The sequence below is a fragment of the Citrobacter amalonaticus genome, from assembly GCF_037053465.1.
GTDB lineage: Bacteria > Pseudomonadota > Gammaproteobacteria > Enterobacterales > Enterobacteriaceae > Citrobacter_A > Citrobacter_A amalonaticus_H.
Genome location: NZ_JBALIF010000015.1, coordinates 74568 through 98328 on the forward strand (window position 1 = coordinate 74568; position 23761 = coordinate 98328).

The following is a 23761-nucleotide window of genomic DNA, read 5'->3' on the forward strand; positions in this document are numbered from 1 at the left end:
ACTTTATTCAGGCAGGGATCGTACCAGGGAGGGACAAAATGAAAATAAGCACTGTGTTCTTACAATCGCTTTATTTGTGTGCTCTGGTGGGGTCAGCCTCTGTTTGGGGAGTTACCGTCACGCCAGGAAAATTAGCGATGAGTGGAGAGCTGATCGAATCGGCATGCGGTCTTGATCCGAACAGTCGGGATATTGAAGTTGAGTTTGGCGAGGTTTCCGCCAGCCTGATTCATCATAATGATGAAAGCAGTATTACGCGACCACTGCTGGTTCGCTTGACGGGATGTTCAGTGGTGACTCGGGGTAATGATGGAGCGCTTTATCCCTATGCTTCCATCACGTTTATTGGCAATGCGGCAGCATCAGACCCTACCACATTATTGGTCAGCGGCAAGGCGGATGGATTTGGCATTCGTCTGCGCGATAGTCAGGGTGAAATATTAACGTTGGGCCAGCCATCTCCAGAATATGAACTGAGCGGCACCAACAATGTTTTAAAATTTTCCGCTTCGCTGGTGCCGGTGGAAAAATATATTAAAGCAGGCGAGTTTACAGCCGTTGTGCAATTCTTCATGGATTATAACTAATAAAATAATAACGTGGCGGAACGCAGTACGTTTTTAACGGATGATATGCGAGACGGGGATTATGTCGGTAAAATTAAAAACTAATCTAACGATAATTGCTTTTCTGGTGATGAATTGCTGTTATTCAGCAACAAACAGTGCAGATAAGAGCGTTGAGTTTAATACCGATGTTTTGGACGCTTCGGATCGTACCCGTATTGATCTTTCGCGTTTCGCGACGGACAACTATGTCACGCCTGGCGATTATTTGCTGGATATCCGGGTTAATGGTCAGCAGGTCGATCAGGAGAAAATTCGTTATATCGAAGCTCCTGAAGGTAAGCGCACATTGCCGTGTATCAGCGGGGATCTGCTGGACAAACTGGCGTTGAAAGAAGACGCGCGTGCAAAGGTCACTCAACTCTATGAGAACTGCTACGCATTGCAAAGTCTGCCAGGAACGAAGTTAAGTAACTACGCCGGTGTGCTTGAAATCTCCGTGCCGCAGGCGTGGATGAAGTACAACGATCCCAGTTGGACGCCGCCTGAACGCTGGGATGCAGGGATTCCGGGGCTGATTTTTGACTACAGTCTTAACGGACAGCTTACCCGCCAGTTTGACAATCACGATAACTACAGTTCGCTTTCGGGTTACGGCCAGGCGGGCGCGAACATTGGCGGCTGGCGTCTGCGCGGTGAATATCAGACCAGCTACTATAGCCAGGACCACCAGTTTGATTTCGACTGGAATCAGATCTACGCCTACCGACCGTTGCCGATGATGGCGGCGAAAATGACGTTGGGTGAGATCTATCTGAACTCGCAGGTTTTCGATACCGTGCGCTTTACCGGGATCAATATCGCCAGCGATGAGCGAATGTTGCCTCCGGCATTGCAGGGGTATGCTCCTGAGATCCACGGTATTGCCCGCACGAACGCCAAAGTGACCGTCAGCCAGAGTGGGCGCGTTATCTATGAAACCACCGTGCCCGCGGGACCGTTCAACATTCAGGATTTACGCAGTTCCGTGCGTGGTACGCTCGATGTTCGCGTCGAAGAGCAGGATGGCTCGGTTTCCAGTTTCCAGGTCAACACCGCCAATATTCCGTATCTCACGCGTCCGGGCTATGTCCGGTATAACATCTCAGGGGGGACGCCGTCCCTTTATAACCATAAGCTGCAAGGCCCCACGTTCCTCTCCGGCGACTTCTCATGGGGGGTGAGTAACGCATGGTCGCTTTACGGCGGCTTGCAGTCATCGGGTGAAGAATATACCGCGACCTCTGTAGGTATCGGCCGCGATCTCAGTGCGTTAGGCGCCATTTCCTTCGATGCCACGGAATCGTGGAGCCGCACGCCTGAAGGCGATCGCCTGAAGGGAACCTCGTACAAGCTGAGCTACGCCAAAACCTTCGATGAGTACAGCAGCGCAATTACCTTCGCGGGATACCGTTTCACGGAGGAAGACTTCCGCTCTATGGCGCAATACCTCGATGAGCGTTATCAGGGATATGACCATATCGGGCGCGAGAAACAGCTTTACACCATCACCGGTAATAAAACGTTCTGGGCAGATGACCCGAGCAAGGCGACCACCGTATTTCTGACCTGGACGCACCAGAACTACTGGGACCAGCGTAGTCAGGACCGGTATGGCCTGTCGGTAGGACGTTCGTTCCGCATCGGCAATATAAGCGGTATTACCGCTAACCTCTCCGCCTATCGTACTGATTACGAAGGGAGCAAAGACGATTCGATCTCTTTCTCGGTGTCAGTACCCGTTGGCGACAACAAATGGGCGGGACTGGATGTTCAGACCAATAACGGCAAAACCAGCCCGATGGCGTCTTACACCGACAACAGCGATTACAACAATTTGTGGCGAATTCGCGCAGGCGCCAGCCAGAGCGGTAACGCCAGCATGGATGGCTATTACCAGCGTCGTACGCAACTGGCGGAAATCAATACTAACGCCAGCTACCAGCAAAACGAGTATATGTCGCTGAGTACGACCCTGCGTGGCGGCTTCACCGCGACCCGACACGGTGCAGCGATGCATAACAGCGGCGCCACAATGAACACGGCGCGCGTCATGGTCGATACCAATGGTATTGGCGGCGTTCCACTCAACGGCGAGAAGTCACGGACAAACAGCTTCGGCATCGCCGTGGTGCCTGATGTGGTGAGCTACAACAGCTTTGATACCCGTGTTGATGTCGATGCGATGGACAGTGATATCGAACCATCAAAAGCCATTAGCACCACCACCCTGACGGAAGGAGCCATTGGCTATCAGGCCTTCGGCATGGCGAAGGGGATGAAGATGATGGGCACGCTGCGCCTCGCGGATAACAGCTTCCCGCCCTTTGGCGCGGAAGTTTACAACACCGATGGTGTGAGCGTCGCGATGGTGCTGGAAGACGGGAAAGCCTGGCTGGCGGGCGTTAATGACGACGAAGTACTGAATGTGATGTGGGGCGGGAAACAGCAATGCAAGATCACCATACCGCCAGACGCAAACGACGGCCGTTCGGACATGCTTCTGCCGTGCCGTTAATTGCCGAAAGAACGAGTTATCTCACTGTAATAAAAGGCCAAAAATGAGCAAGAAAACACATAGCGGATATCTGATGGCGGCGTGGGTGCTGAGTATGGCTGGCGGCTACGCGCAGGCAGGGGTCTCTTTGGATCGGACCCGCGTCATTATTACGGAGAAAGAGGCTTCTTCGAGTGCCAACCTGTCCAACACCAGCCCGGATATTCCTTTCCTCGCGCAGTCCTGGGTGGAGGATGAAAAAGGCAACAAGATCACGTCGCCACTGCTTGTGTTACCGCCGTTACAGCGGATCAACGGGGGCCAGAAAGGAATTGCGCGCGTCACCAAAACGGCCGGTATCGAAAAGCTGCCACAGGACAGAGAGAGTCTGTTCTACCTCAACGTCAGGGAGATCCCGCCGAAGCCGGATAAACCGAACACGTTGCAACTGGCGATGCAGTCACGCATCAAGCTGTTTTACCGCCCGGCAGCCGTGATCCCGAAGACGAAGGGTGAAGTCTGGCAGGACCAGGTAGTGTTCCATAAAAACGGTAGCCAGATGACCGTGGAGAATCCGACGCCTTACTACGTCACGATCCTTGGGCTGTCGGAAGGCGCAGGGCAGAAGATTACCCGTTTTCCTGGGATCATGATCGCGCCGAAGTCGAGCCAGCAGTTTGCGGTAACGAACTCAAATGTCAGCCAGTTTTCCATGATGTATGTGAACGATTATGGCGGACACCCGGAACTGAAATATCGTTGCGATGGCAACACCTGTAAAGCATTACCACCTGCCCAGCAGGGTTAACCAGGAAGGAACCTGACAATGCAAAATCCTTTTCCTTATATTGCCCTGCTGGTGATGGGTATGACGTTTCAGTGTGGGGCGAATGTACCGGTGCAGCCACAACATCTCGCTCAGGAAAATGTCGGTGAAGATAGCGGCATTGTCCGGTTTCACGGTTCGGTGTTTGCCTCTCCCTGCGTCCTGATGACGCAAGGGCGTATTCAGGACGTTGAAATGGGTGAGATCAGCGCCCGACGCTTTCACCAGGCCGGCGATCGCAGCCAACCGGTGCGTTTCAAACTGTATCTGAAGGATTGCCTGAAAGGGGCGTCTCAGTCACGGAGCAGCCTGGCCTCTCGTACCACCGGCAATGACTGGCGCGGTTACAGTACCGGGGAACAAGCGGTACAACTGACGTTTGTCGGCGAATCCGACATCAATAACACCCAACTGTTACGCATCACGGGAACGACTCAAGGGGCGGGGATACGTCTGCTCGATAAAAGCGGGAACGCGCTGGATGTCGGCCAGACTCACGCCCCCTGGCTTATCAACCCTGGTGACAGCGAGCTCAATTTTATGGCCGCACTGGAGTCGACGGGGCCGCACGTGAGCGCCGGGAGTTTTAGCAGTCTGGTTCGCCTGAAGATGGAGTATCTGTAATGAAACTGTCAGACCTGTTACGCCGTCAATCGCCCGTCCTGTTGGCGCTGTGTTTACTCGGACAGCCGGGTGTCGCGTGGTCCGTGGTTGACGGTGAAATTGAGCCGGTCAATGGCACCTACGATTATCTGATTAATATTGCTAATAAAGATATTACCAACAACGTGGCAGGCGCCACGATAGCGGATGAATTCAATCTGGACGGAATGTTTCAGGGGCGTGCGTACTGCTCGCAACCGATGATAAACCAGCCGGTTTACTACATGTCTCAGGCGACGTTAACTCAGTCAGGTACATCGCCGGGTTACCTTAAGCTCAACGATTACATGGATGTCAAAATTGAGATCTACATCGGCGGCGCACTGCAACAGTACGTAACCGTGCCGTTCGATAACGTCTCCAACAAAGTCAATCAGAACAACTGTAACCCGCCCAGTACGGTGCTGGACAACCAGTTTACTTCCGGTGCAAAAGGAAAGGTGACCTTTATGATCACCAAACCCATCATCAATGGGGTGAACTTACAGGGGTCTGAAATCGCCAAACTCTACGGTCGTCTCGGGCCTGGCGCAATGGGGCAGACGCCGCTGTCACGGATCACCATCGCCTCAGGCATCATCACCGTACCGGATAAATGTATCGTCAACCGGGGAACGCCCATCGTTGTCGACTTTGGCAATATTCCAGGAACGGGGAGCCAACTGAACGGCGTTAACTACAGCCAAAACGTACCGATTCATGTGAAGTGCGAAGGCGGCAGTTTTGCCCAGGGCGAGCTCAATATCAAACTGGGGATCCAGCAGGCGAATCCGGCATTTGTCGACGGTAAGTACCTGAGTACTCAGGGCACAACTGACCGTTCAGAGCTGGGCATCGCGCTACGTGATACCCACGGTAGCCCTGTGGTGCCAAACACGTTCTATACCGTGCCGGGATTTGCCAATAACGAAGGCGACTGGAACCTGACTGCCGCGCCGGTGGCAAAAAGCGTCACTTCGATGATCCCGGAAGGTGAATTCCACGCCTCGGCAACGGTTGTGGCTGAATTCCAGTAAGGAGGGAATTATGCATCGTATGACGGTTATCCTCGCCTGTTTGCTGACGATTTTCGCTGTGTCACCATCCTGGGCACAGGGAGAGCTGATTGGCGGCGATCTCAGCTTTAAAGGCATGGTGATAGCTTACCCGTGCAGCATTGCGCCAGAGTCAGAGCAGGTACCGGTCGATTTTGGCAAAATATCGACAAAATCCATGTATATCAATGGGAAAACGACGCCAGTTCCGTTCACCATCACATTGCAGGATTGTACGCCGGGCGTCTTTAGCACCGTGACGGTAACGTTTAGTGGAGAGGCCAACGGCAATCTGCCGGACCGACTGGCCATCAAACCTACTACACCGGGCAATGCGGGTGGAGTAGGGGTTGGTCTGTTGGAGGCGGATAATACGCCTGTGCGGCTGAACGTGGCGACCACGCCCACGCCTGTCAACGACACCGTTTTGCAACTTAATTTCCAGGCATTTGTGGAAGCAGAACCGCAGGCATTAGCAAACGGAACCATAAGCACCGGGCCATTTACCGCCACCGCAAATTACACATTGAACTATCAGTAGCGGCATCAACAGGAAATTGAGGCATGATGTATCAGTGTTTCCTTTACGGTAAAGATTATTTTTTTTCGCAAGGTATTAAAACGGTCATTAGTGGTTTATTGGCGGAGAAAACGGAATTTTTATATTCCTTAACAGATGATTATGCGCAGCTTATTACACAGCTACAAACCCGCGTTAATGACGGTTGTTGTCGGTGGATACTCTGTGATTTGGACAGCCTGCCTCAGGAGCGGTTTCATGCGATGCAGTTAATGAAGGATTTCTATGAGCATGAAAATAAAAATCTGGTTATTTTATTAAACGAGCACAACATGCCGCTGTTTTTTGCGTTTTATTCATTATTGCCTACGGCACACTGGTTATTGAAAAAAGAAAACATTGAGGATATTACCTTTTTTTTTCAGGATTTATTGGCGCAACGACGCAAGGGCGGTCGCTTTAGCACCTCGCTGGTGAACTATACGCGGCGAAAACTCTGTAACCGGGAATCGGATTATACGATTTCTGGTCATGAGTGGTGGCTAATGGAAGAAATATTCAAAGGGAAATCGTTGTCGCAAATTTCCGGGGAGGTGAATGTTGACATCCGCCGCCTGAGTTATATCAAACGCAATTTAATGAAAAGACTCAATATCAAAAACAATATTGCATTATTCGCGGTGTTCAGAAGAATTATGCCCTGAACCCGCGGGAAGTGTTTTCGGTGAATGTGTTCGCCGATCTATTGGTGCAAATGATTGCACCTCATTCAAACCTAAGTAAGGAAAACAGAAATGAAAAAACTGACTGCTGTCGACGCTGCTAACGTTGTAGGTGGAACTTGTAAAACCTGCGTAATCTCGTATCAGAAAGTCACCGTTGGTGGCGTAACCTCCTGTAAAGAGGTGACGACCTGTACTGACAAATACGGGACCACAACCACGATGAGAAATGCTGATTTCAGCCAATGTGGTGGGATCCCGAACCGCTATTAATCGGCCCTGGCCTGGAGGTGTCCGCACCTCCAGGTTTTTCTTTTTCCCTGTGAGAATACTATGGCGACTAAGTTTAAACGCATAACCATTATTAGCTATTCATTGTTCCTGATCGTTATCTCTTCGCTGATGACGGTGCTTTGTTACCATATTTTTGTCTTTAATACCTTTGCCGCAGATGATTCAAAAACCCAGGCTTTCCGTGAAGTCAGCGCTGAACAAGTAGCGAATAGCCCGATAAAGGAAGATCACAGTATTATCGAAGTGATGTCTTACGCGTGTCATTATTGCGCTGCAAACGAAGAAAATCTTGCTGAGTTTTCTCAAAGCCTGCCGCCGGGCATTACATTCACCTCTGTTCATATTACCAGCGAAAATAATGGCCTTGCCGCTTATGCGCCGATTTTTGCCACCCTGGAAGAGATGGGCATTGAAAAGAATGTTCGCGACAGCGCCTATAATGCCATCATTACGCGAAATATTGATCTGACCGATGATAATGTGCTGAAAAAATGGCTGATAAAAAATAATATCGATGTCACTAAATTTAATACATTACGCCAGAGCGATGCAGTAAAAGATCGCCTTAGCGAAATGGCGGCAATTACGGCGCATTATAATATTAACGCCACGCCGGTGTTTATTATTAATAAACGTTATGTTGTCGCTCAGGACAGCGAATTTCCTCAATTTGCGCAGCGCATGCTGCAATTGCTGAAAGAGGATAAATAAGTCCAGTGGTCAGGTTTTTTATTATCTGGAGCGTGTTTAGTTTTAAAAACAGCGTGGAATGGTTCGCTGACGTGAAGCGTTTACTTTCGCAGGTAAGAGGGTCACTCCTGCGGAAAATCGTGCGCTATGTGCCACTTTCTCTGCTGTTGCTGGTAACGAAAGGGCTCTGCACAATGCGGCTGCTGGGGCGATCGTTTCGCTTACAACAGGCGGTGGCAAATGAAAACTATCGTTGCCTGACGGGACAGAAAGGGCGGTTGAACGCGACCTGGGTTGCCATGCGTCGTCGTCTGCTGGAAGAGGCCGCCACCTGGGGGCAAAATCCGACGCTGCTCTGGCAAATCCGTGCCTGTGCGGCACAACTGGACGCGGTGGTCGCGCCGCTGCATCAACAGAAAGTGCCTTACATCCTGGCGCCGCTACATACCGTCTCGGACGTGCTGGCCGCGATGGTCGGTGCCTGCGTCACGCCCGGCAACGCCAGCGTGGTGGTCTCCTCCAGCGCGGAGCTTTATAACGCCCACACCCGTGCGCTTGGCGGCATTGCGCTCTCTTACTGCTCCATTCATCAGGAGAGCAAAACGCTGGCGAATAGCCTGATGGGACTCATCACCGATGTCGCTGTCGGGCAGCAGAACATGATTATTTTTCCCGATATCTCACCTGACTATACCCTGCAGGCGGAAGGGGCGCTGGCGGCAAAACTGTCCTGTCGTTTATTCGGTCGCAGCGCGAAGTTGCACAATGGTGTGGTTCGCCTTTCCGGGGTGATTGGCGCGCAGGTGGTGTTTTATCACCTCAGCTACGACGGGGGGCTGTGCATCCATATTCACCCGCCGGTGAGCAGCAAAAACGTCGCCACCGCGCTACCTGACATTATTGAATCCACACTGCGGGCGCACCCACAGGAGTGGCTCCTGTGGCACAGCCATTCGCTCTTCTTTATTAACCACTAATGATAAAAATGAAAACCACGATCCCGAATCTGATCTTTCAGGAAGAGACTAACGAGTGCGGCCTGGCGTGTGTCGCGATGCTGGCACAAACGCAGGGACAGAGCGTCTCTCTGGACACTCTGCGCGAGATTTTTCCGGCCTCCGATCACGGCACGTCGCTGGACACGTTAATGACCATTCTGGCGCGAATGGGCATTGCGACAACGCCGGTGCTGTTTGATCACCATGAACTGAACGATCTGCCGCTACCCGCCATTTTGCACTATGGCGCGAGTCACTATGTTTTACTGGCCTGGCGCAAAGGCAACCACGTGTGCGTGATGAATCCGGCGATTGGCGAGCAATGGCTGCCAGTTGCCGCGCTTAAGCAGGAGATCAGCGGTTATGCGCTGATCGTTGAACCTGAGCAGGCTCTGGAAGCCGATCCAGACTTACCGTTAGCGACGAAAACACAGAGTGCGCCGCAGATGATGAGTATGCAGGAGACGGCGGCAGTACCGGGTATTTATCGGCTGATGCTGTTGACCTTCCTTGTGTCACTCACGCTGTTTCTGATGCCAACAATGGTGAGTAACGCCATCAATCAGGCCTTCTCCAGCGTGGAAAACAGCGACTTTCCGTATGGCTGGTTTATCCTGGCGTTTGTGGCGTCGTCCCTGATAGCGCTGGGCGTACGGGTGATTAGCGAGCGTTTTATTAAGCGTTTTGTGTTGATTCACAGCGGCGTGGGATTTTCCCGCCTGCTTCATAACCCGCTGCGTTTTTTTGAAAAACGCGCGCCGGGTGAAATTTTCAGCCGTTTTACGGCCTGGCAGATGGGCTTGCTGCAAAAGATTGAGCTGGATAACGGTCTGCGATCCGACTGGGTGATCTGTGCGATCGCGCTGGGGATTATGTTCTGGATCGCCCCTGTACTGGCGGCGATCTCTGCCGTTGGCGTCACCGTAATGGGGGGCATCAGCATCTGGGCGGTGATCCGCGATCGCTGGTTCACTCAACAATTACAGTTGAAAAGCGCCACGTTGAACGATTTCTTCATGGAGACCCTTCAGGGTATTTTGACGGTAAAAACCGCCGGGCTGGAAGGTCAACGACAAGGACAGTTTGCCACATTCAGTCGCGATCTGTTTTCGTGTATGCAACGCCAGAAAGTCTATCAGCAGGTAAAAGAGGGGCTGTATCAGCTTACCGGAAGCCTGGAAATGGTGGTCTTTATGCTGGTCGTTCTGCCGATGGTCCATGGCAAGCTTATCTCACTGGGCGATTTTTTTGCCTATAGCTTCCTGCGGCAAATCTTCACCTCCTACGTCACGCGTATCTTCTACGCCATTATTCAGAAATCGCAGTTGAACGTGATCGACACCCGGGCCCATGCGCTATTTGCTCCCGATGAAGAGGCGGCAGCCGCATCGCTGGCGGTGCTACCGCCTGCTGATACGGTGCCGGATCTGACGTTTGAAGGGGTCTGCTACGGCTACGATCCGGTGAAGCCCGTGTTGTCGTCCGTCTCGTTGTCGCTGGCCGCGGGTGAGCAGATTGCGATTGTTGGTGAATCCGGTGCAGGGAAAAGTACCTTATTGCGGCTGATTGCCGGGTTGTTCTTACCGCAGGCGGGGGGCTGTTATGCCGCCGACACGGAACTTCACGCGCAGCACCTGGCGCAATTTGTCTGCCTGCAAAGCCAGGAGGACATTTTGTTTAATACCTCGGTGCGCGAAAACATTACTTTGTTTGACGCGCACTACCGTGAACGCGATCGCGCACGGATTGAGGCGTTACTGGATTCCCTCGCGCTGGGCGATGTGGTGCGTGGTTTGCCGGGGGGAATTGATGCCCTAATACGTGAAAGCCATGCGGCGCTTTCGCTTGGCCAGCGCCAGCGTTTGCTGCTGGCTCGCGCGCTCTACAGTTCGCGTCCGGTGCTGCTGCTCGACGAGCCGACCGCCAATCTTGACGACGACACTGCGGCAATCGTGATGGCGGCCATTCATGCGCATTGCCAGGAAAACGGCAAGTCGCTGATTGTGGTTACCCACAGTGACCAGGTACTGTCGCGGTTCCAGCGGGTTTATCAACTGGTTGAGGGCACGCTCAGCCCGCTGGAGGTCAGCGTATGACGCAGAAATTGCGTTGGCGCATGGCAGGCGGTTTTCTGGTCCTCGCCGCCCTGGTCACTGGCGCGTGGGTGATAATGGCTTCGCCTTCGCCACAGGCTGATTTACCGCTGGAGACCATCGGTACTGGCGACATCGAAAAAGTCGTACTGGTGACGGGTGTCCTGAAACCGGCGGTGCAGGTGAACGTCGGCGCGCAGGTCAACGGACAGTTGCGTAAATTGTATGTTAGCCAGGGCGAGAAGGTCCGGAAAGGGCAACTACTGGCGGAGATTGACCCGACGCTGCAGGAGTCGGATCTGAATAATACGCGCGCGCAACTGGCCAGCGCCAAAGCGCAAAAACTGTCGGCGCAGGCGACACTGCTCCGTTATCGCCAGGAGCTGAACCGCCAGCGCATGATGTTGCACGACGGCTCCGGCGTGCGCAGCGAATTCGAACAGGCCCAGGCGCAGTACGATGCGCAGGTGCAACAGATTGAAGTGAGTGACGCACAGATTGTGCAGGCCGAAATGGCGGTAAAAGCCGCGCAGGCCAACCTGAGCTATACCCGCATTGTTGCCCCTATCGACGGCGAGGTGCTGGGCATTGTGACTCGCGAAGGGCAGACCATCGTCTCTTCCCAAATGGCCCCCACCATTCTGGTGCTGGCGAATCTCGATACTATGCAGGTACAAACCCGTATCTCTGAGGCGGACGTGCAAAAAATCCGCCCCGGTCAACCGCTGCATTTCTATGTCATTGCCAATCCGAATAAACGCTACACCAGCACCATGGGGTTTGTGCAACCCGCGCCGCAGGACGCGCTGGAGGCATCCAGTGAAAAAAGCATGGGCGGTAATCAACAGGCGACGGCGGTTTACTACACCGGCACCTTTGAAGTGCCTAACGTGGAGCGTGAACTCAAAACGTCGATGACGGCGCAGGTATTTATTCAGATTGCCGAAGCCAAAAATGTGCTGCGTGTTCCGGTCGCCGCACTCGGACAAGCGCTGGATACCGAACGCTACAAGATAACCCTCATTGAGAACGGGAAAACACAGTCCCGCACGATCCGCATTGGGATTAACGATCGCCAGTACGCTGAAGTACTGGACGGCCTGAAGGCGGGCGATCGCGTCGTGTTGGCACAGGACATGGTGCGGGGATAACGGATGGAACCGATTATCGTTTTACGGCGGGTCTGCCGGGCATTTAGCGCGGGGACACAAACGCTGGCGGTATTGAGCGATATCTCCCTGACCATTCAACGCGGTGAAATGGTGGCGATTGTGGGGGCCTCCGGCTCGGGGAAATCAACGCTGATGAACATCATCGGTTGTCTGGATAAGCCTTCTTCGGGAGAAGTGTTGATTGATGGTACGCCGGTGCATAACGCCGACGCTTTGCACCTTGCCGATCTGCGCAGTCGCTATCTGGGGTTCATTTTCCAGCGCTATCACCTGATGCCCTATCTGACTGCGGAAGAGAATATTGCCATTCCTGCGCTATACACCGCCATGTCGGAGCAGGAACGTAAAACGCGTATGCAGCGTCTTGCACGCCAGCTTGGGCTGGAAAACCGGTTGCAGCACCGCCCGTCACAGCTTTCGGGCGGTCAACAGCAGCGCGTGAGTATTTGCCGGGCCTTGATCAACGGCGCGCATATCATCCTTGCGGATGAACCGACCGGCGCGCTGGACAGCGTCAGCGGCAAAGCGCTGATGGATGTCCTGCATCAACTGCATGCGGCAGGGCACACGGTCATCATCGTTACCCACGATCGTGACGTCGCCCGACAGGCGCAGCGAATCATTGAAATCAGCGACGGCCGCATCCTCAGCGATGTGCAGCACATCACCGCGCGTCGCCCGATGGCATTGCCGGAGCAGGATAATGGACGCGCTTCGTTGGGGCGTAGTCTTCGTGAATCGGTCCGCATGGCCTGGCGTTCGTTGCTCGGACACCGGATGCGCGCGTTTCTCTCCATGTTAGGGATCATCATCGGCATTGCGTCGGTGGTCTCCTCAATGGCGGTAGGGGAAGGGGCACGTCAGGCGATCATGAGTGAGATCGGCAAGCTGGGTAATACGACGCTGGAGATCCGTCCGGGAACCGGTTGGGGCAGTAAGCGTCCGGATATGGAGCGCGCCCTGTCAATGGATGATGTGCGCAGCTTACAGGCGCAGCCGTGGATCATGGGCGTTTCGCCCGTTATCAGCAGCACTACGCTCGCGGTACGCAAGGGGCTGGACTCTTCAATGATGCTGTCCGGCGTATCGCAGGATTTTTTCGCCCTGCAAGGGCTGCGCTTTGTGCAGGGAAATGGCTTTACAGCGCGCGATGTGGCGGAGGGTGAACCTGTGCTGATCCTTGATGAAACCGGGCGCGACACGCTATTCCCTGGCGGTGAAAACCCGCTTGGCGAGATCGTGCAGATTGCCGGCGCGCCGTGGCGGGTGATCGGCGTGGCCTCCCGGCCGGGTCCAAAAGTGGTCGGGGGATTTATGGCGGCGTGGGTTCCGCATACCGCATTGCAACAGCGGCTCACAGGGGAAAAGCCCCTGGAATCGTTGATCCTGCGTTTTCAACCTCCGCTGGAACCGCATGAGGCGGCGCAACGTGTGGAGCGTCATCTGCTGCGGGAACACGGACAGAAAGATTTTTTCATTCAGACTGACGACCAACTGGCGAATGCCCTGCAGAAAACCTCTGATTCGATGTCGCTGCTGATCACGGCGATTGCTGCGATCTCCTTGCTGGTGGGCGGCGTTGGGGTGATGAACATCATGCTGGTTTCGGTGACGGAGCGGACGCATGAGATTGGGATTCGCTTATCCGTTGGCGCGCGTCCCTCGGACATCATGAACCAGTTTCTGATTGAAGCGGTGATGATCTGCGCTCTTGGCGGTTTGATTGGGGTGCTAGGTTCGTGGGGCATCGGACAACTTTTCGCTTTCGCCACCGATGCGTTCAGGATGGTGTTTACCGCTTTCCCGTTGCTGATGGCCTGCGGATTTGCCGCCCTGACTGGCCTGACGTTTGGCTATTTCCCGGCGCGCAGAGCGGCTCGCCTCAACCCGACAGAGGCGCTGGCTCGCGAATGAAAAGACATCTTTTTCTCTTCGTCCTTCTTTTGCTGGCAGGGTGTAGCCCACTGACCCGCAGCGACTACCAGCGCCCGCTGCTGTCGTTGCCCACCCAGTGGCCGTCTGCGACGGACGAGGCGGCGGAATATGGCTGGCAGCGTTTCGGCGATCCCCGTCTGTCGCGAGTGATTGAGCAGGTACTGGAAAGCAATAACGATCTTGCTGCCGCCGCCATCACGTTGCAGCAGGCTCGGGTTACCGCGGGGTTGACCAATACCAATATGACTCCAGACGTGACGGTCAGCGGTTCCGCCAGTAACAGCAAAAATGTGCGTCGCGGGACGCCATCACAGGAAAACTACAGCAGCAGCATCGCGATTGCCTGGGAGCTGGATCTGTGGGGAAAACTGGCGCGCACCCGTGAGCAAAGTGAGTGGCAGGCTGTGGCGAGCGAGCAGGATTATTATGCGACGGTACTCTCCACTATCGGCACAACGGCCCAGCTTTACTGGCGTATTGCGCTGTATAACCAGCAGATTCGAAATCAACGTGACGGTCTGGCGATCTCCGAACAGACCGTACAGCAGGTGGTGTCGTGGTTTAACGCCGGAAAGGTCGGCCAGCTTGATGTACTGCAGTCGCAGCAGGCTTTGCTGGAGCGACAAAACCAACTGCGAATGTTGGTTCAACAACGCCAGAGCGCGCGCAATGCGCTGGCGCTATTACTCAACAGACCGGCCGAGCAACATGCCGATGAATCTCCCGCGCTGGATGTGAACCAGCAGGTGCCCCTCGCGCAAAAAACACCGCTGCGGGTGATTGCCCATCGACCTGATATTCAGGCGGCGGAGTCTCGCTTGCGTGCGGTGCTCGCAGGCTTTGATGCCGCCCGGTTGCAGTTTTATCCCGCGCTTTCTCTGGATGCGTCGCTCAATGCCGGCAGCCAGGTGTTTAGCCAATGGTTTAGCGAGCCGATCCGCTCGGTTGGCAGCACGTTGGCGTTGCCGTTTATCCAGTGGAACACCCGGCAGCTCACCGTTGAGCAGGCGGATTTAGCGATAAAACAGGCGGCGATCGCCTTTCGCACCACCGCTTATAAAGCACTTGCTGAAGTGGATGACGCCATGGAAAACCGGATGAGCGCCGAGGAGCAGCGCGCCAGGCTTCACCAGTCACTGGCCCTCAGCCAGCGCCGTTTAACCCTGACGGAGAGTCGCTACCGCGCGGGCGCAGTGGATTTTCAGACCTTGCTGAATGCCCAGGACGATCTGTTGACTCTGGAGAATTCCCTCGCACAAACCCAATACGACTATCTCTACGCCACGATGCAACACTGGCTGGCGCAAGGGGGTGGCGAAACGCAATACAGGATGATGAAACATGAAGTTGAATAATGAGTTTAAGCGGGTCGTCGTTACCGGGTATGGTGCCGTAACTCCCCTTGGCGCGACAGCGAACGAGAGCTGGCAGGCGATCATGGATTACCGGCTGGGTTATCGCTACGTTGATAAAACCGCTGTGAATATTAAAACCCATTTTCTTGGGCTGGTGGATAACGAGCCGAGCCTGGCTGGGGTGCCGGCCGCCATTCGACGTCGCCTGCCTCGTTTCGCCCGGCTCACGCTCGGCGCGGCGCGTCAGGCGATGGCAATGGCTTTTGGTGATAAGCCGCCGCAGGAGTTTTATAACCCGCTCGATTGTGGCGTGATCATGGGCACGGGCTGGGCGGGACTGGACGAAAGCTATGATGCGCAAAGTGAGTTTGCGGCGACAGGTGTAGCCTCTCCGTTTAACTGTTTTTACTCGATGCCGAGTGTGACCACCGCTGCCTGTAGCCAGTTCTGGGGACTGAATGGCTATCAGAACACGGTTATTGCCGCCTGCGCGACAGGGACGATCGCCATTGGCGATGCATACGAAGCGATCCGCAGTGGCCGCGCGCAGATGATGCTGGCTGGTGCAGGGGAGTCTCTCACCAGTCATTGCGCGGTCTGGAACATTGATGTGCTGGGCGCTTTAAGCAAAGAGGCATCCGATCCGCAACGCGCCAGTTGTCCGTTCAGCGCCCACCGTAGCGGGTTTGTGCTGTCGGAAGGGGCGGCGGTGTTGTGTCTGGAAGAGCGCGAGGGGGCGCTGGCGCGTGGCGCAACGATTCTGGGGGAAATTACCGGCTACGCCAATTTCTCTGACGCCTGGGATTTCACCTCGCCTGCGGAAGATTGTCTTGCCCGCGTGCAGACCATTATCTGCGCGCTACAGCAGGCGAAGCTGGAACCCGAACAACTGGATTACATCAACGCGCACGGGACGTCGACACCCCTTAACGATATCAATGAAACACAGTCGCTAAAAATGGCGCTGGGGGAGGCGGCGTACTCGGTGCCCGTTTCCAGCACGAAATCCTACTCCGGACACTTAATTTCCGCCGCAGGCTCCTTTGAGAGCATCGTCTGTTTACAGGCCATCGCCAGCGGAATTATGCCCGCAACGGCCAATTTCCAACAGGCGGATGAACGCTGCGATCTCGATTATATCGTCGAAGGCCATCGTGCCGGCCAGATCCGACGCACACTGAACCTGAGCTTTGGTTTTGGTGGGGCGAATGCGGCGCTGATTCTGGAGAAGCACGCATGATGCCGCTGCATTACAGTCATCAGGATGCCCGGCGCTGGGCCGCGTTTTCCGGGGATTACAATCCGGTGCATTTCGACGAAGCGTGGGTGACCGCGCAGGGCGGCAACAGGCTTAGCGTTCATGGCATGCGCACATTGCTGGATGTGAAACGTTTTATCAGTCCGCCAACCGAACGCTCGCCATTTATGAAATGCACGGTACGTTTGCGCAGACCGCTGTGGCGGGACACCGCCTACCGCCTGATGCGCAATACGAGTTCGCGTGTTGCGGCCTCGGTGCGTGAACTGTCCACGGAAGAGACCTGCCTTTCCTGTCAGCTCACGCCGGAGACCCATTTTGATTCTGCCGACGCAGAGAGTCAGCAGATGCTTGAGACGTCGGCGATCGCAACGTTGCATCAGCTATTTCTACCGCTGCTTCCCGATGCGCAACAATGGCATTTTCTTGATGCGCTGCTTTTTCGCCACCTTTTGCAGGACTCCGCGTTGTTACGCCAGCCTGTTATTGCCGACATGTTGCCGCAATGCCGTTCGCTTGACGCACTTTTTTCTCAATTCCCTGTCGTGCAAACGCATCAGGAAGTTATTTTCGACAGCCATCTGCTGGCTCCGTGGCAGGCAGAGTTATTGCCAGAAAATCTTGTCATCGAGACATTGCCCGCGCTTGTTGTGGGCGATCTCACCCGTGGCGCGGTGGTACGCATTGCGGCACGAACCTGTTTTCAACACCACTCCATTAGTAACGCCGTGACGCTCAAAATCGGCGCGCTGACAAAAGGAAAATAAAATGAGCCAGCATGAAATCATCTACGAAAAAATCAGTGAAATGATCTGTGACGCGAAAGATCTGCCCCCCCAGGCATTGACGCCTGAGACGACGCTGCCGGAACTGGAGCTGGACAGCCTCGATTACGTCGAACTGATGGTACTGGCGAAACGTGAATTTAACGTGACGCTAAAACCTGAAATGTTTATGAAAAATCCTCACATGACGCTGGGTGAATTAAGCAAATGTATTGCGCAGGAAATGGCAGGTTAATATGACCCGGAAATGGATGCTGATCACTGGCGGTAGTCGGGGAATTGGACAGGCGCTGGTGAGCCACCTGCTGCCAGAATGGAACATCGTTTTTACCGGCCGGAGCGAGGCGGGTATTGTGAGCACGCTGGAAGCTGCGCAAAGCCAGTGTTCATCGACCTGGGTGAAGGGGGTTCGCTGCGATGGTAGCGATGAGGAACGTGTCGGGCAGGTCGCGACATCTCTGCTTGATGAGTTTGGCGCGCCAGCCGCCATTGTCCATAATGCCGGAATGACCAACGACGCCCTGCATATTCACCAGAGCGCCAGCGACTGGCAGGAGGTGCTGGGGAATAATCTGGTTTCTGTCGTTAACTGGAACCGGATTTTGCTGCCAGCCATGATGACGCAAGGGAGCGGATCGATGGTATTTATGTCGTCCGTGACGGCGATTAAGGGGAACAGCGGCCAGACAGCCTATGCTGCCAGTAAGGCAGCAATGATGGGTTTGACGCTTTCACTCACGCGGGAAGTGGGGCGTTTCGGTATCCGGGTGAACTGCCTGGCGCCTGGCCTGATTGACGGTGACATGGTCCAGGCGATTCCTGAAGCCCGCTTGAAAGCGATGCGGCAGAATATTCCTTTACGTCGGCTGGGGAGTATGCAGGATGTTGCGCAGGCCGTTGCGTTTCTGGTTGGGGAAGAAAGTCGTTATCTCACCGGGCAGACGCTGGTACTGGACGGTGGCTTATCTGCCTGATGCCTGATAAAAGCAACCGCGAGAAGAGATTTCTCGCGGTTTACGACAGGCTAAGTTGGTTAATACGTTGTACCAGGGCGCGTCGTTCTTTGACGGATTCCTGAAAGATCTGCAGTAATACAGCACTGTGTTGTTGCACAATGCCCGCCAGCTCCGGAGCGATTTCTGCGGTTTCTCCGACGCGTGCTTTAAATTCTGATGACAATGTGTCCCCCTTTAGTAACGATGCCAGCCAGATGCTGGCTTTCAGGATCGTTACCTCCGGCGGATAGGTGGATTTGGCGGCAACTGATTTTTGAATTTGACACCAGCCAGAAATATCTCTTATTGCTTCAATGGGATAGAGTTCATTCCAGACCGCATTGCTGTCACCGGTATGTGCCGGTGCGACGCACCGCGCCAGTGACGGAAGGTTATGTAACAAGCCACCAATTTCAATTTTCAGGCATTGTATCGGGTCAACGCCCATCTCTCTGGCGAGATATCCTGAGATGCGGCCAACCACCAGAGAGTGCTGAACGCCGTGCTGGCTGAATCCATCAATAATAAAGGCCAACATTCTGGCGATGTCACGAAAATTGTGCAAAGAGACGGAGTCGTTATGAATACGGGGGATTTCTTTTATATAATTATCAAATTCTATGGATGTAATGCTTTGCCAGAAATGTTCGCCGTTGGATACTTTTCTGAAAGCATCGATATATTCTGGTTTATACAGAAGGTGCTCCCCACCAACTATTATATTACTAATTTCATCTTTTACCGATGTTATATCGCTGGTGCGGTAGAGGGCGATTAAAACATCCAGACGATCTGCCAGATAGATAACATGACTTTCTTTGGGAACTTTTTCACCATTAACAATTGCGCCTTTACCATTATCCCAATGAGTATGATGATAACGCACAATAGGGCTTAATGGGTTCAGTAAAGGAACGCTTGCCAGCAATTCTGCACCGACCGCGGCGTGGTTGTTGAGTTCATTATCGTAATAGCTTAAAGGCAGAAGACGCGACTCTTCATTCAATCCACCGATATCATGGAGCAAAGCCGCCAGCAGGGTTTTCCGACATTGCGCAGGTGTGAACTGAGACTCCCGCGCCAGATGCCAGGCAATGAATGCCGTTCTGACATGATGCAGATTAAGGCGTGGGTTGATCATATCTATTATTTTTGAGATGCAAACCAGTAATTCTATTAAGTTTATATTCATGATAGTGAAAATCTAACTTACGCTGTGCTTTGTTAAAGAAAACCACACAAATTAATGTTGTTTGCAACCATACTGCGGGAATGCGTGGTTACCAAATAGTATTGCATTATTATTGAATTTTTTAAGGAAAATTATCTTTCCGTCCAGATTTTTGCCAAATAACAAATCATCAGAAATCTTATCATCAACATTGTCAGTATTGTCACGCGTGGTTTTGCTATTTGTTATTTTATACAGATGTTCATCAGCATTGTATGCTTTATATTTTAGCTTAAGCGTACGCGAGATTAAAAATTTTTGATCGTTATGGGTGAGAAAACCATCAATATTGATAAGAAGATTGTCATCCACCATGTTGACGAAAATTACCCCTTCCGCATGAATGTTATCGTTGTTGATGCTCTGGACGACAGAAAATTGCGACTCGCAGGAGAACGCGGGGGTTCTGGCAAAACAGTAAAACGCGCCAGCCAACATCAATCCGATGCAGATCAAAAGAAAAAGGGCTTGTTTAGGCATTATTCTTTTCTCGGTAAGAAAAGCTTACGCAGCTACCCTTATCACACTCAATGAGTAACAATTGCATAATATTACCCAGGGTTCCTTTTACCTGCTTTTTGTAGACGTACAACTCCTTTGCCTGTGAGCAGTCGAATTTGAGGGGGGTAAAATCAAAGCTTTTTTTTACATCCAGCAATGACAGCGATGGAGGCATAAAAATGACACATTGATCCTTAACAACCCTATGTATATCTGCGTCGGGTTTGAAGACCTCTGGTTTTATTAGAAGCAGAATAAAGGCGCTCGCCAGAGCGATAGCACGAGCAACGTGCTGAAAAAAGAACGAGTGTGGTGCATCGGGCGTCGGTTCAGCCTCTTTTTCTTCAAGAAAGGGGGGGCGATACTCACGATCGTTATGGATAATGGCATCTTCCGCTATTTTGAAACCGATACGAGGAACAGTAGAAATAATTTCTTTCTGTATGCCCAGATCGCTCAGGTTTCTGCGCAATGTGGAAATATATTGATTCAGATTACTGTTCGATGCCCTGGCGCCATATTTATCAAACACAGACTGAAAGATTTCGTTCCGCGAAAGGATATCGCCACGATGATTGAGCAATTCCGCCAGCAGGCGTGTAGAGGTCTGGGATAATTCAATACAATCCCCGGTCAGTAGGTTAACGAGAGACGCATCCTCGGTATCAAAAGTGATAAATCCCTCAATGTCGAACCTCATGTTCATCTCCATCCTAAGTCCTGCTTTTCTCTAACACAGACTGTTTTTGATAAAAGAAAGTGAATGTTAGATAAAAATACTGTTTTTACACTCATCTAAAGTTAATGTTGCTGGGTGACGCACTGGATTTCATACTACGACCACTTTTGAAATCCAGGAGTCTGCAATGAAATTCTCACTGTATTCATACAACCCGGATGCAGTACACCCAGGCTACAACTTACCTCATGACAATCTGCAGTTGTTAGCGGCGGAAATGGGGATAAGTGGTCTGGCGATGATCAGGGTTCCGGAGCAAGTGTTTATTCTCAATCTATTAAAAGATCACAGTACGCACGGCCTGTCGACCAGAGAACTTGCCGATCTATGTGGCATATCCATTTATAAAGTTAGACACTTGCTTCTTCCGCTGGAAAAATATGGTCAAGTTATACGAGATAAAATGCAAAAGCACCATCAATGGTTTTTGTCAAAGGAATCCATAGAAATTAATTCTTGATTCTAACAAGGAGTATTTTTGTTTGCAATAATGCTAGTAAAATCAATTGGATAAACCTAAAAACATGAAAAAGGATAATTATTATCTCGCAGAATGTTCGGAAAATTCCCAATAAAAATTTTATGCTCCGGCATTTTGGCTATTGCCTTCTGTCTGTGTTGTTTAAGTTCGGTCCAGGAAGAGTGTTATAATTCATGCTTCGTCACTGAAGCAAGAACAGTGTGATACAATTTTACACTGCGTATTACTTTTTCTAATAAATGGTCTTATTGCATGATCATGATTTATGATTTCCACGGGCAATCATTTTGTTATTCACTCTCTTTATAAGAACTGGTATGTCCGTTACGTATAACTCCTCGCAACCGGTCATTTGCAGACCTTCGTACCACTGGAATATCGAACGCCAGTTCGCGTATCTTCGCCTTCCGGATTTACCCACTATCATCCCCGTTTTACATTGCCTGTAGCATAAATATGTTCTTGCTATGGAGTAACGATTGATATTTGTCATCATTGAGCATTAACCCAATGTAAAAAAGGAAGGGGTCAATTGATAAACTCACGAAAGCATGCGAGAGCCATATCACTCTCGTGAGTGATGAGGGTATTACTCACATCGCGGTGTGATAATTAACGAGGAACAGTTCATAGTGACTACTTATTTGTATGGAATTTAATTTTTGATTCCCTCTCTATAGAGAGAGCAATAAACCCTTACTTATTAAAAATAACTTTCAGGGTTTTTATTATTATTGGAGTGTCTCTTTGTGATGATAAATTAATCTAAAGTAGCGTTCACTACAGGTGCAAATGCGATATTTCCTACTGTAACAGTACTATCCTGTAACATAACTGTCTCAGGGTAATAGTCATATACCTCGACGGCCAGATCAGTGGCAGAATTAAACTGGTAACTATTTGAACCGTTTTTGAATTTCGCATTACCACTTAATGATAACCAACCGCTAATACCATGAGTACTCTGGCAATAGATCATATTCGGCGTCTTTCCGTCTGCCGGCGCATTTTGGGTTAATTGATAGGCATAACTAAACACTGGATAAGCGTACTCAGGAACAAAATACATCACGCCAGTTTCCTGAGCGTCGTCTGTCTGTGCAGTGACGGTCACTTGCTCTGCAATTGCATTAGCAATGTCCAGCCGACCGTATCCGGATTGATCAAGTACTACCGGATTGACGCCATAAATCACCGCTGAACCTGATACGCTTACTCGAATGGATTGCCCTGGCGTACCATGCAATCCTACCGGGTTGACAGCGTTCGGCTGCAGAGCGGTTGTCGGCGCACCGGTCGTACAATACATCTTAAATCCTGCATTTTCCCCGACGCCGATATTCACTGATTCGCTGTCCCCACTGATACTTGCGATCACTGTGGCTGTGCCTGGTTGTCCGGCGTCCGTTAACAATACCATCGCCTGTCCATTACTGTCCGTTACTGATGAAGCAACACTTAGATTACCTAAAGATGTCGTCCAACTGACCGTTACTCCACTGACGGGCTGACTGTTGACGCTGTTAATCACCGTTGCCGTCAGTCTGGCTGTATCTGTTCCATCGTCAACAATACTGGCCTTGTCTGACGTCAGCGCGCTGATGACATTGGTTGATGAAGAACCGCCGTTCAGGTCTACTTTCCAGCTTCCGTCGCTCTGTATCTGTGGTGTCCCAAAACGCCAGTCAGCCGGGAAACCGGCGGTGCTGACAATCTGGATTGCTCCGCTCAGGTATTCCAGCGTTACCGTACCATTACCGTTCCAGTTTACAGTTCCATCAGATGAGGAGTAATCGCCATAGCGGCAATTAGCCACCACTGAACTACCATTGTCCAGCGAAACGAATCCGAGAACTCCCTGACGGCCAGGAAGGGCCAGAGAGGTTATATTTTCATGACTTGCCCCCACCAGAGAAGTCGCCGCTACAGCATTCGGTGCCGTCTGGTTGGCATCTATTTCCAGCCAGACTGGAACGACAATCGCGGGGTCAATGCCCAGATACTGCATGGGGTACTGAACGGAAGGATAGAGCGCACTCAGATCGGAAATATTTGCGCTGATGATATCCTCCACATGGGAAAGATAGCTGGTACTACTGACAGCGGTGTTTACTTGGCTCTGGATAAAAGCATGCATCCCGGAAGTGGCAACGGACTGGTAATACCATTCGCCAGTCTGTGAAGCCAGTTGGCCAGTACTACCGTGTACAACCTGAGCAGGAGTGCCAGCGTAGTTCTTTCCGGTGTAAAAAATCAGGCTTCCGGTAGCCATATTCTGCTTTGACATAGTATTTTCCTGATTTGCATTTAAAGTGAAGCACCAAAAGGCGCAACAAAGGACAACGACTGGGTGACATATGCACCTGA

23 protein-coding genes are annotated in these 23761 nt (G+C 52.1%); 19 read left to right on the plus strand and 4 right to left on the minus strand.

Going from position 1 to position 23761, the window contains the following annotated elements; translation table 11 throughout:
- Positions 1 to 38 precede the first annotated feature (38 nt).
- The 18 genes from WB371_RS19760 (at position 39) to WB371_RS19845 (ending at position 18421) form a co-directional block, all read left to right on the plus strand.
- Entirely contained in the window at positions 39 to 587 is a 549-nt protein-coding gene (locus tag WB371_RS19760; RefSeq protein WP_336221746.1) for a fimbrial protein, read from the plus strand.
- A 61-nt stretch (positions 588 to 648) separates the two neighbouring features.
- Entirely contained in the window at positions 649 to 3123 is a 2475-nt protein-coding gene (locus WB371_RS19765) for a fimbria/pilus outer membrane usher protein (RefSeq protein ID WP_336221747.1), read from the plus strand.
- A 43-nt stretch (positions 3124 to 3166) separates the two neighbouring features.
- Positions 3167 to 3910 (plus strand): molecular chaperone, encoded by a 744-nt coding sequence (locus WB371_RS19770; protein ID WP_420704067.1) that lies wholly within the window; start codon positions 3167 to 3169, stop codon positions 3908 to 3910.
- Between the two features lie 18 nt (positions 3911 to 3928).
- The gene (locus tag WB371_RS19775; RefSeq protein WP_336221748.1) at positions 3929 to 4552 is read left to right on the plus strand and encodes a fimbrial protein; all 624 of its coding nucleotides are present in this window, start codon (positions 3929 to 3931) and stop codon (positions 4550 to 4552) included.
- A complete protein-coding gene (locus tag WB371_RS19780) occupies positions 4552 to 5607 on the plus strand; it encodes a fimbrial protein (RefSeq protein ID WP_336221749.1) in 1056 nt (351 codons plus the stop codon). The genes WB371_RS19775 and WB371_RS19780 overlap by 1 nt, the downstream gene beginning before the upstream one ends.
- A gap of 10 nt (positions 5608 to 5617) precedes the next feature.
- Complete coding sequence (locus tag WB371_RS19785; protein ID WP_336221750.1) at positions 5618 to 6166, plus strand: fimbrial protein; 549 nt, start codon at positions 5618 to 5620, stop codon at positions 6164 to 6166.
- A gap of 23 nt (positions 6167 to 6189) precedes the next feature.
- Positions 6190 to 6849: a DNA-binding response regulator gene (locus WB371_RS19790; RefSeq protein ID WP_336221751.1), complete on the plus strand. Its 660-nt coding sequence runs from the start codon at positions 6190 to 6192 to the stop codon at positions 6847 to 6849.
- Positions 6850 to 6939: 90 nt separating this feature from the next.
- Positions 6940 to 7140 carry a DUF4762 family protein gene (locus WB371_RS19795; protein ID WP_336221752.1) on the plus strand — a complete coding sequence of 67 codons (201 nt, stop codon included), beginning with the start codon at positions 6940 to 6942 and terminating at the stop codon, positions 7138 to 7140.
- Between the two features lie 60 nt (positions 7141 to 7200).
- Positions 7201 to 7872, plus strand: a complete 672-nt coding sequence (locus tag WB371_RS19800; RefSeq protein WP_336221753.1) for a DsbA family protein — start codon at positions 7201 to 7203, stop codon at positions 7870 to 7872.
- Positions 7873 to 7877: 5 nt separating this feature from the next.
- Positions 7878 to 8828 carry an ABC transporter gene (locus tag WB371_RS19805; RefSeq protein WP_336221754.1) on the plus strand — a complete coding sequence of 317 codons (951 nt, stop codon included), beginning with the start codon at positions 7878 to 7880 and terminating at the stop codon, positions 8826 to 8828.
- An 8-nt stretch (positions 8829 to 8836) separates the two neighbouring features.
- The gene (locus tag WB371_RS19810; protein WP_336221755.1) at positions 8837 to 10945 is read left to right on the plus strand and encodes a peptidase domain-containing ABC transporter; all 2109 of its coding nucleotides are present in this window, start codon (positions 8837 to 8839) and stop codon (positions 10943 to 10945) included.
- Positions 10942 to 12093: an efflux RND transporter periplasmic adaptor subunit gene (locus WB371_RS19815; protein WP_420704068.1), complete on the plus strand. Its 1152-nt coding sequence runs from the start codon at positions 10942 to 10944 to the stop codon at positions 12091 to 12093. The genes WB371_RS19810 and WB371_RS19815 overlap by 4 nt, the downstream gene beginning before the upstream one ends.
- Positions 12094 to 12096: 3 nt before the next feature.
- The gene (locus WB371_RS19820) at positions 12097 to 14028 is read left to right on the plus strand and encodes an ABC transporter permease (RefSeq protein ID WP_336221756.1); all 1932 of its coding nucleotides are present in this window, start codon (positions 12097 to 12099) and stop codon (positions 14026 to 14028) included.
- The gene (locus WB371_RS19825; protein WP_336221757.1) at positions 14025 to 15404 is read left to right on the plus strand and encodes a TolC family protein; all 1380 of its coding nucleotides are present in this window, start codon (positions 14025 to 14027) and stop codon (positions 15402 to 15404) included. Before WB371_RS19820 ends, WB371_RS19825 begins: the two co-directional genes overlap by 4 nt.
- Positions 15391 to 16644, plus strand: coding sequence for a beta-ketoacyl-[acyl-carrier-protein] synthase family protein (locus tag WB371_RS19830; RefSeq protein ID WP_336221758.1), 1254 nt, complete (start codon positions 15391 to 15393; stop codon positions 16642 to 16644). The genes WB371_RS19825 and WB371_RS19830 overlap by 14 nt, the downstream gene beginning before the upstream one ends.
- A complete protein-coding gene (locus tag WB371_RS19835; RefSeq protein WP_336221759.1) occupies positions 16641 to 17429 on the plus strand; it encodes a protein dehydratase in 789 nt (262 codons plus the stop codon). Before WB371_RS19830 ends, WB371_RS19835 begins: the two co-directional genes overlap by 4 nt.
- 1 nt (position 17430) lies before the next feature.
- Positions 17431 to 17682 (plus strand): acyl carrier protein, encoded by a 252-nt coding sequence (locus WB371_RS19840; protein ID WP_336221760.1) that lies wholly within the window; start codon positions 17431 to 17433, stop codon positions 17680 to 17682.
- 1 nt (position 17683) lies between these two features.
- Positions 17684 to 18421, plus strand: coding sequence for an SDR family oxidoreductase (locus tag WB371_RS19845; protein ID WP_336221761.1), 738 nt, complete (start codon positions 17684 to 17686; stop codon positions 18419 to 18421).
- A gap of 40 nt (positions 18422 to 18461) precedes the next feature.
- Here the strand turns inward: WB371_RS19845 and WB371_RS19850 are convergent, their stop codons facing one another.
- The 3 genes from WB371_RS19850 to WB371_RS19860 form a co-directional block, all read right to left on the minus strand.
- Positions 18462 to 19583, minus strand: coding sequence for an HD domain-containing protein (locus WB371_RS19850; RefSeq protein WP_420704069.1), 1122 nt, complete (start codon positions 19581 to 19583; stop codon positions 18462 to 18464).
- Positions 19584 to 19685: 102 nt separating this feature from the next.
- Positions 19686 to 20153 carry a FidL-like protein gene (locus WB371_RS19855; protein ID WP_336221763.1) on the minus strand — a complete coding sequence of 156 codons (468 nt, stop codon included), beginning with the start codon at positions 20151 to 20153 and terminating at the stop codon, positions 19686 to 19688.
- Positions 20146 to 20874, minus strand: coding sequence for a winged helix-turn-helix domain-containing protein (locus WB371_RS19860; RefSeq protein WP_336221764.1), 729 nt, complete (start codon positions 20872 to 20874; stop codon positions 20146 to 20148). The genes WB371_RS19855 and WB371_RS19860 overlap by 8 nt, the downstream gene beginning before the upstream one ends.
- 166 nt (positions 20875 to 21040) lie before the next feature.
- Here WB371_RS19860 and WB371_RS19865 point away from each other — a divergent pair, with 166 nt between their 5' ends.
- Complete coding sequence (locus WB371_RS19865) at positions 21041 to 21373, plus strand: FaeA/PapI family transcriptional regulator (RefSeq protein WP_336221766.1); 333 nt, start codon at positions 21041 to 21043, stop codon at positions 21371 to 21373.
- Between the two features lie 781 nt (positions 21374 to 22154).
- Here WB371_RS19865 and WB371_RS19870 read toward each other — a convergent pair.
- Positions 22155 to 23681, minus strand: a complete 1527-nt coding sequence (locus WB371_RS19870) for an Ig-like domain-containing protein (protein WP_336221767.1) — start codon at positions 23679 to 23681, stop codon at positions 22155 to 22157.
- Positions 23682 to 23761: the final 80 nt, after the last annotated feature.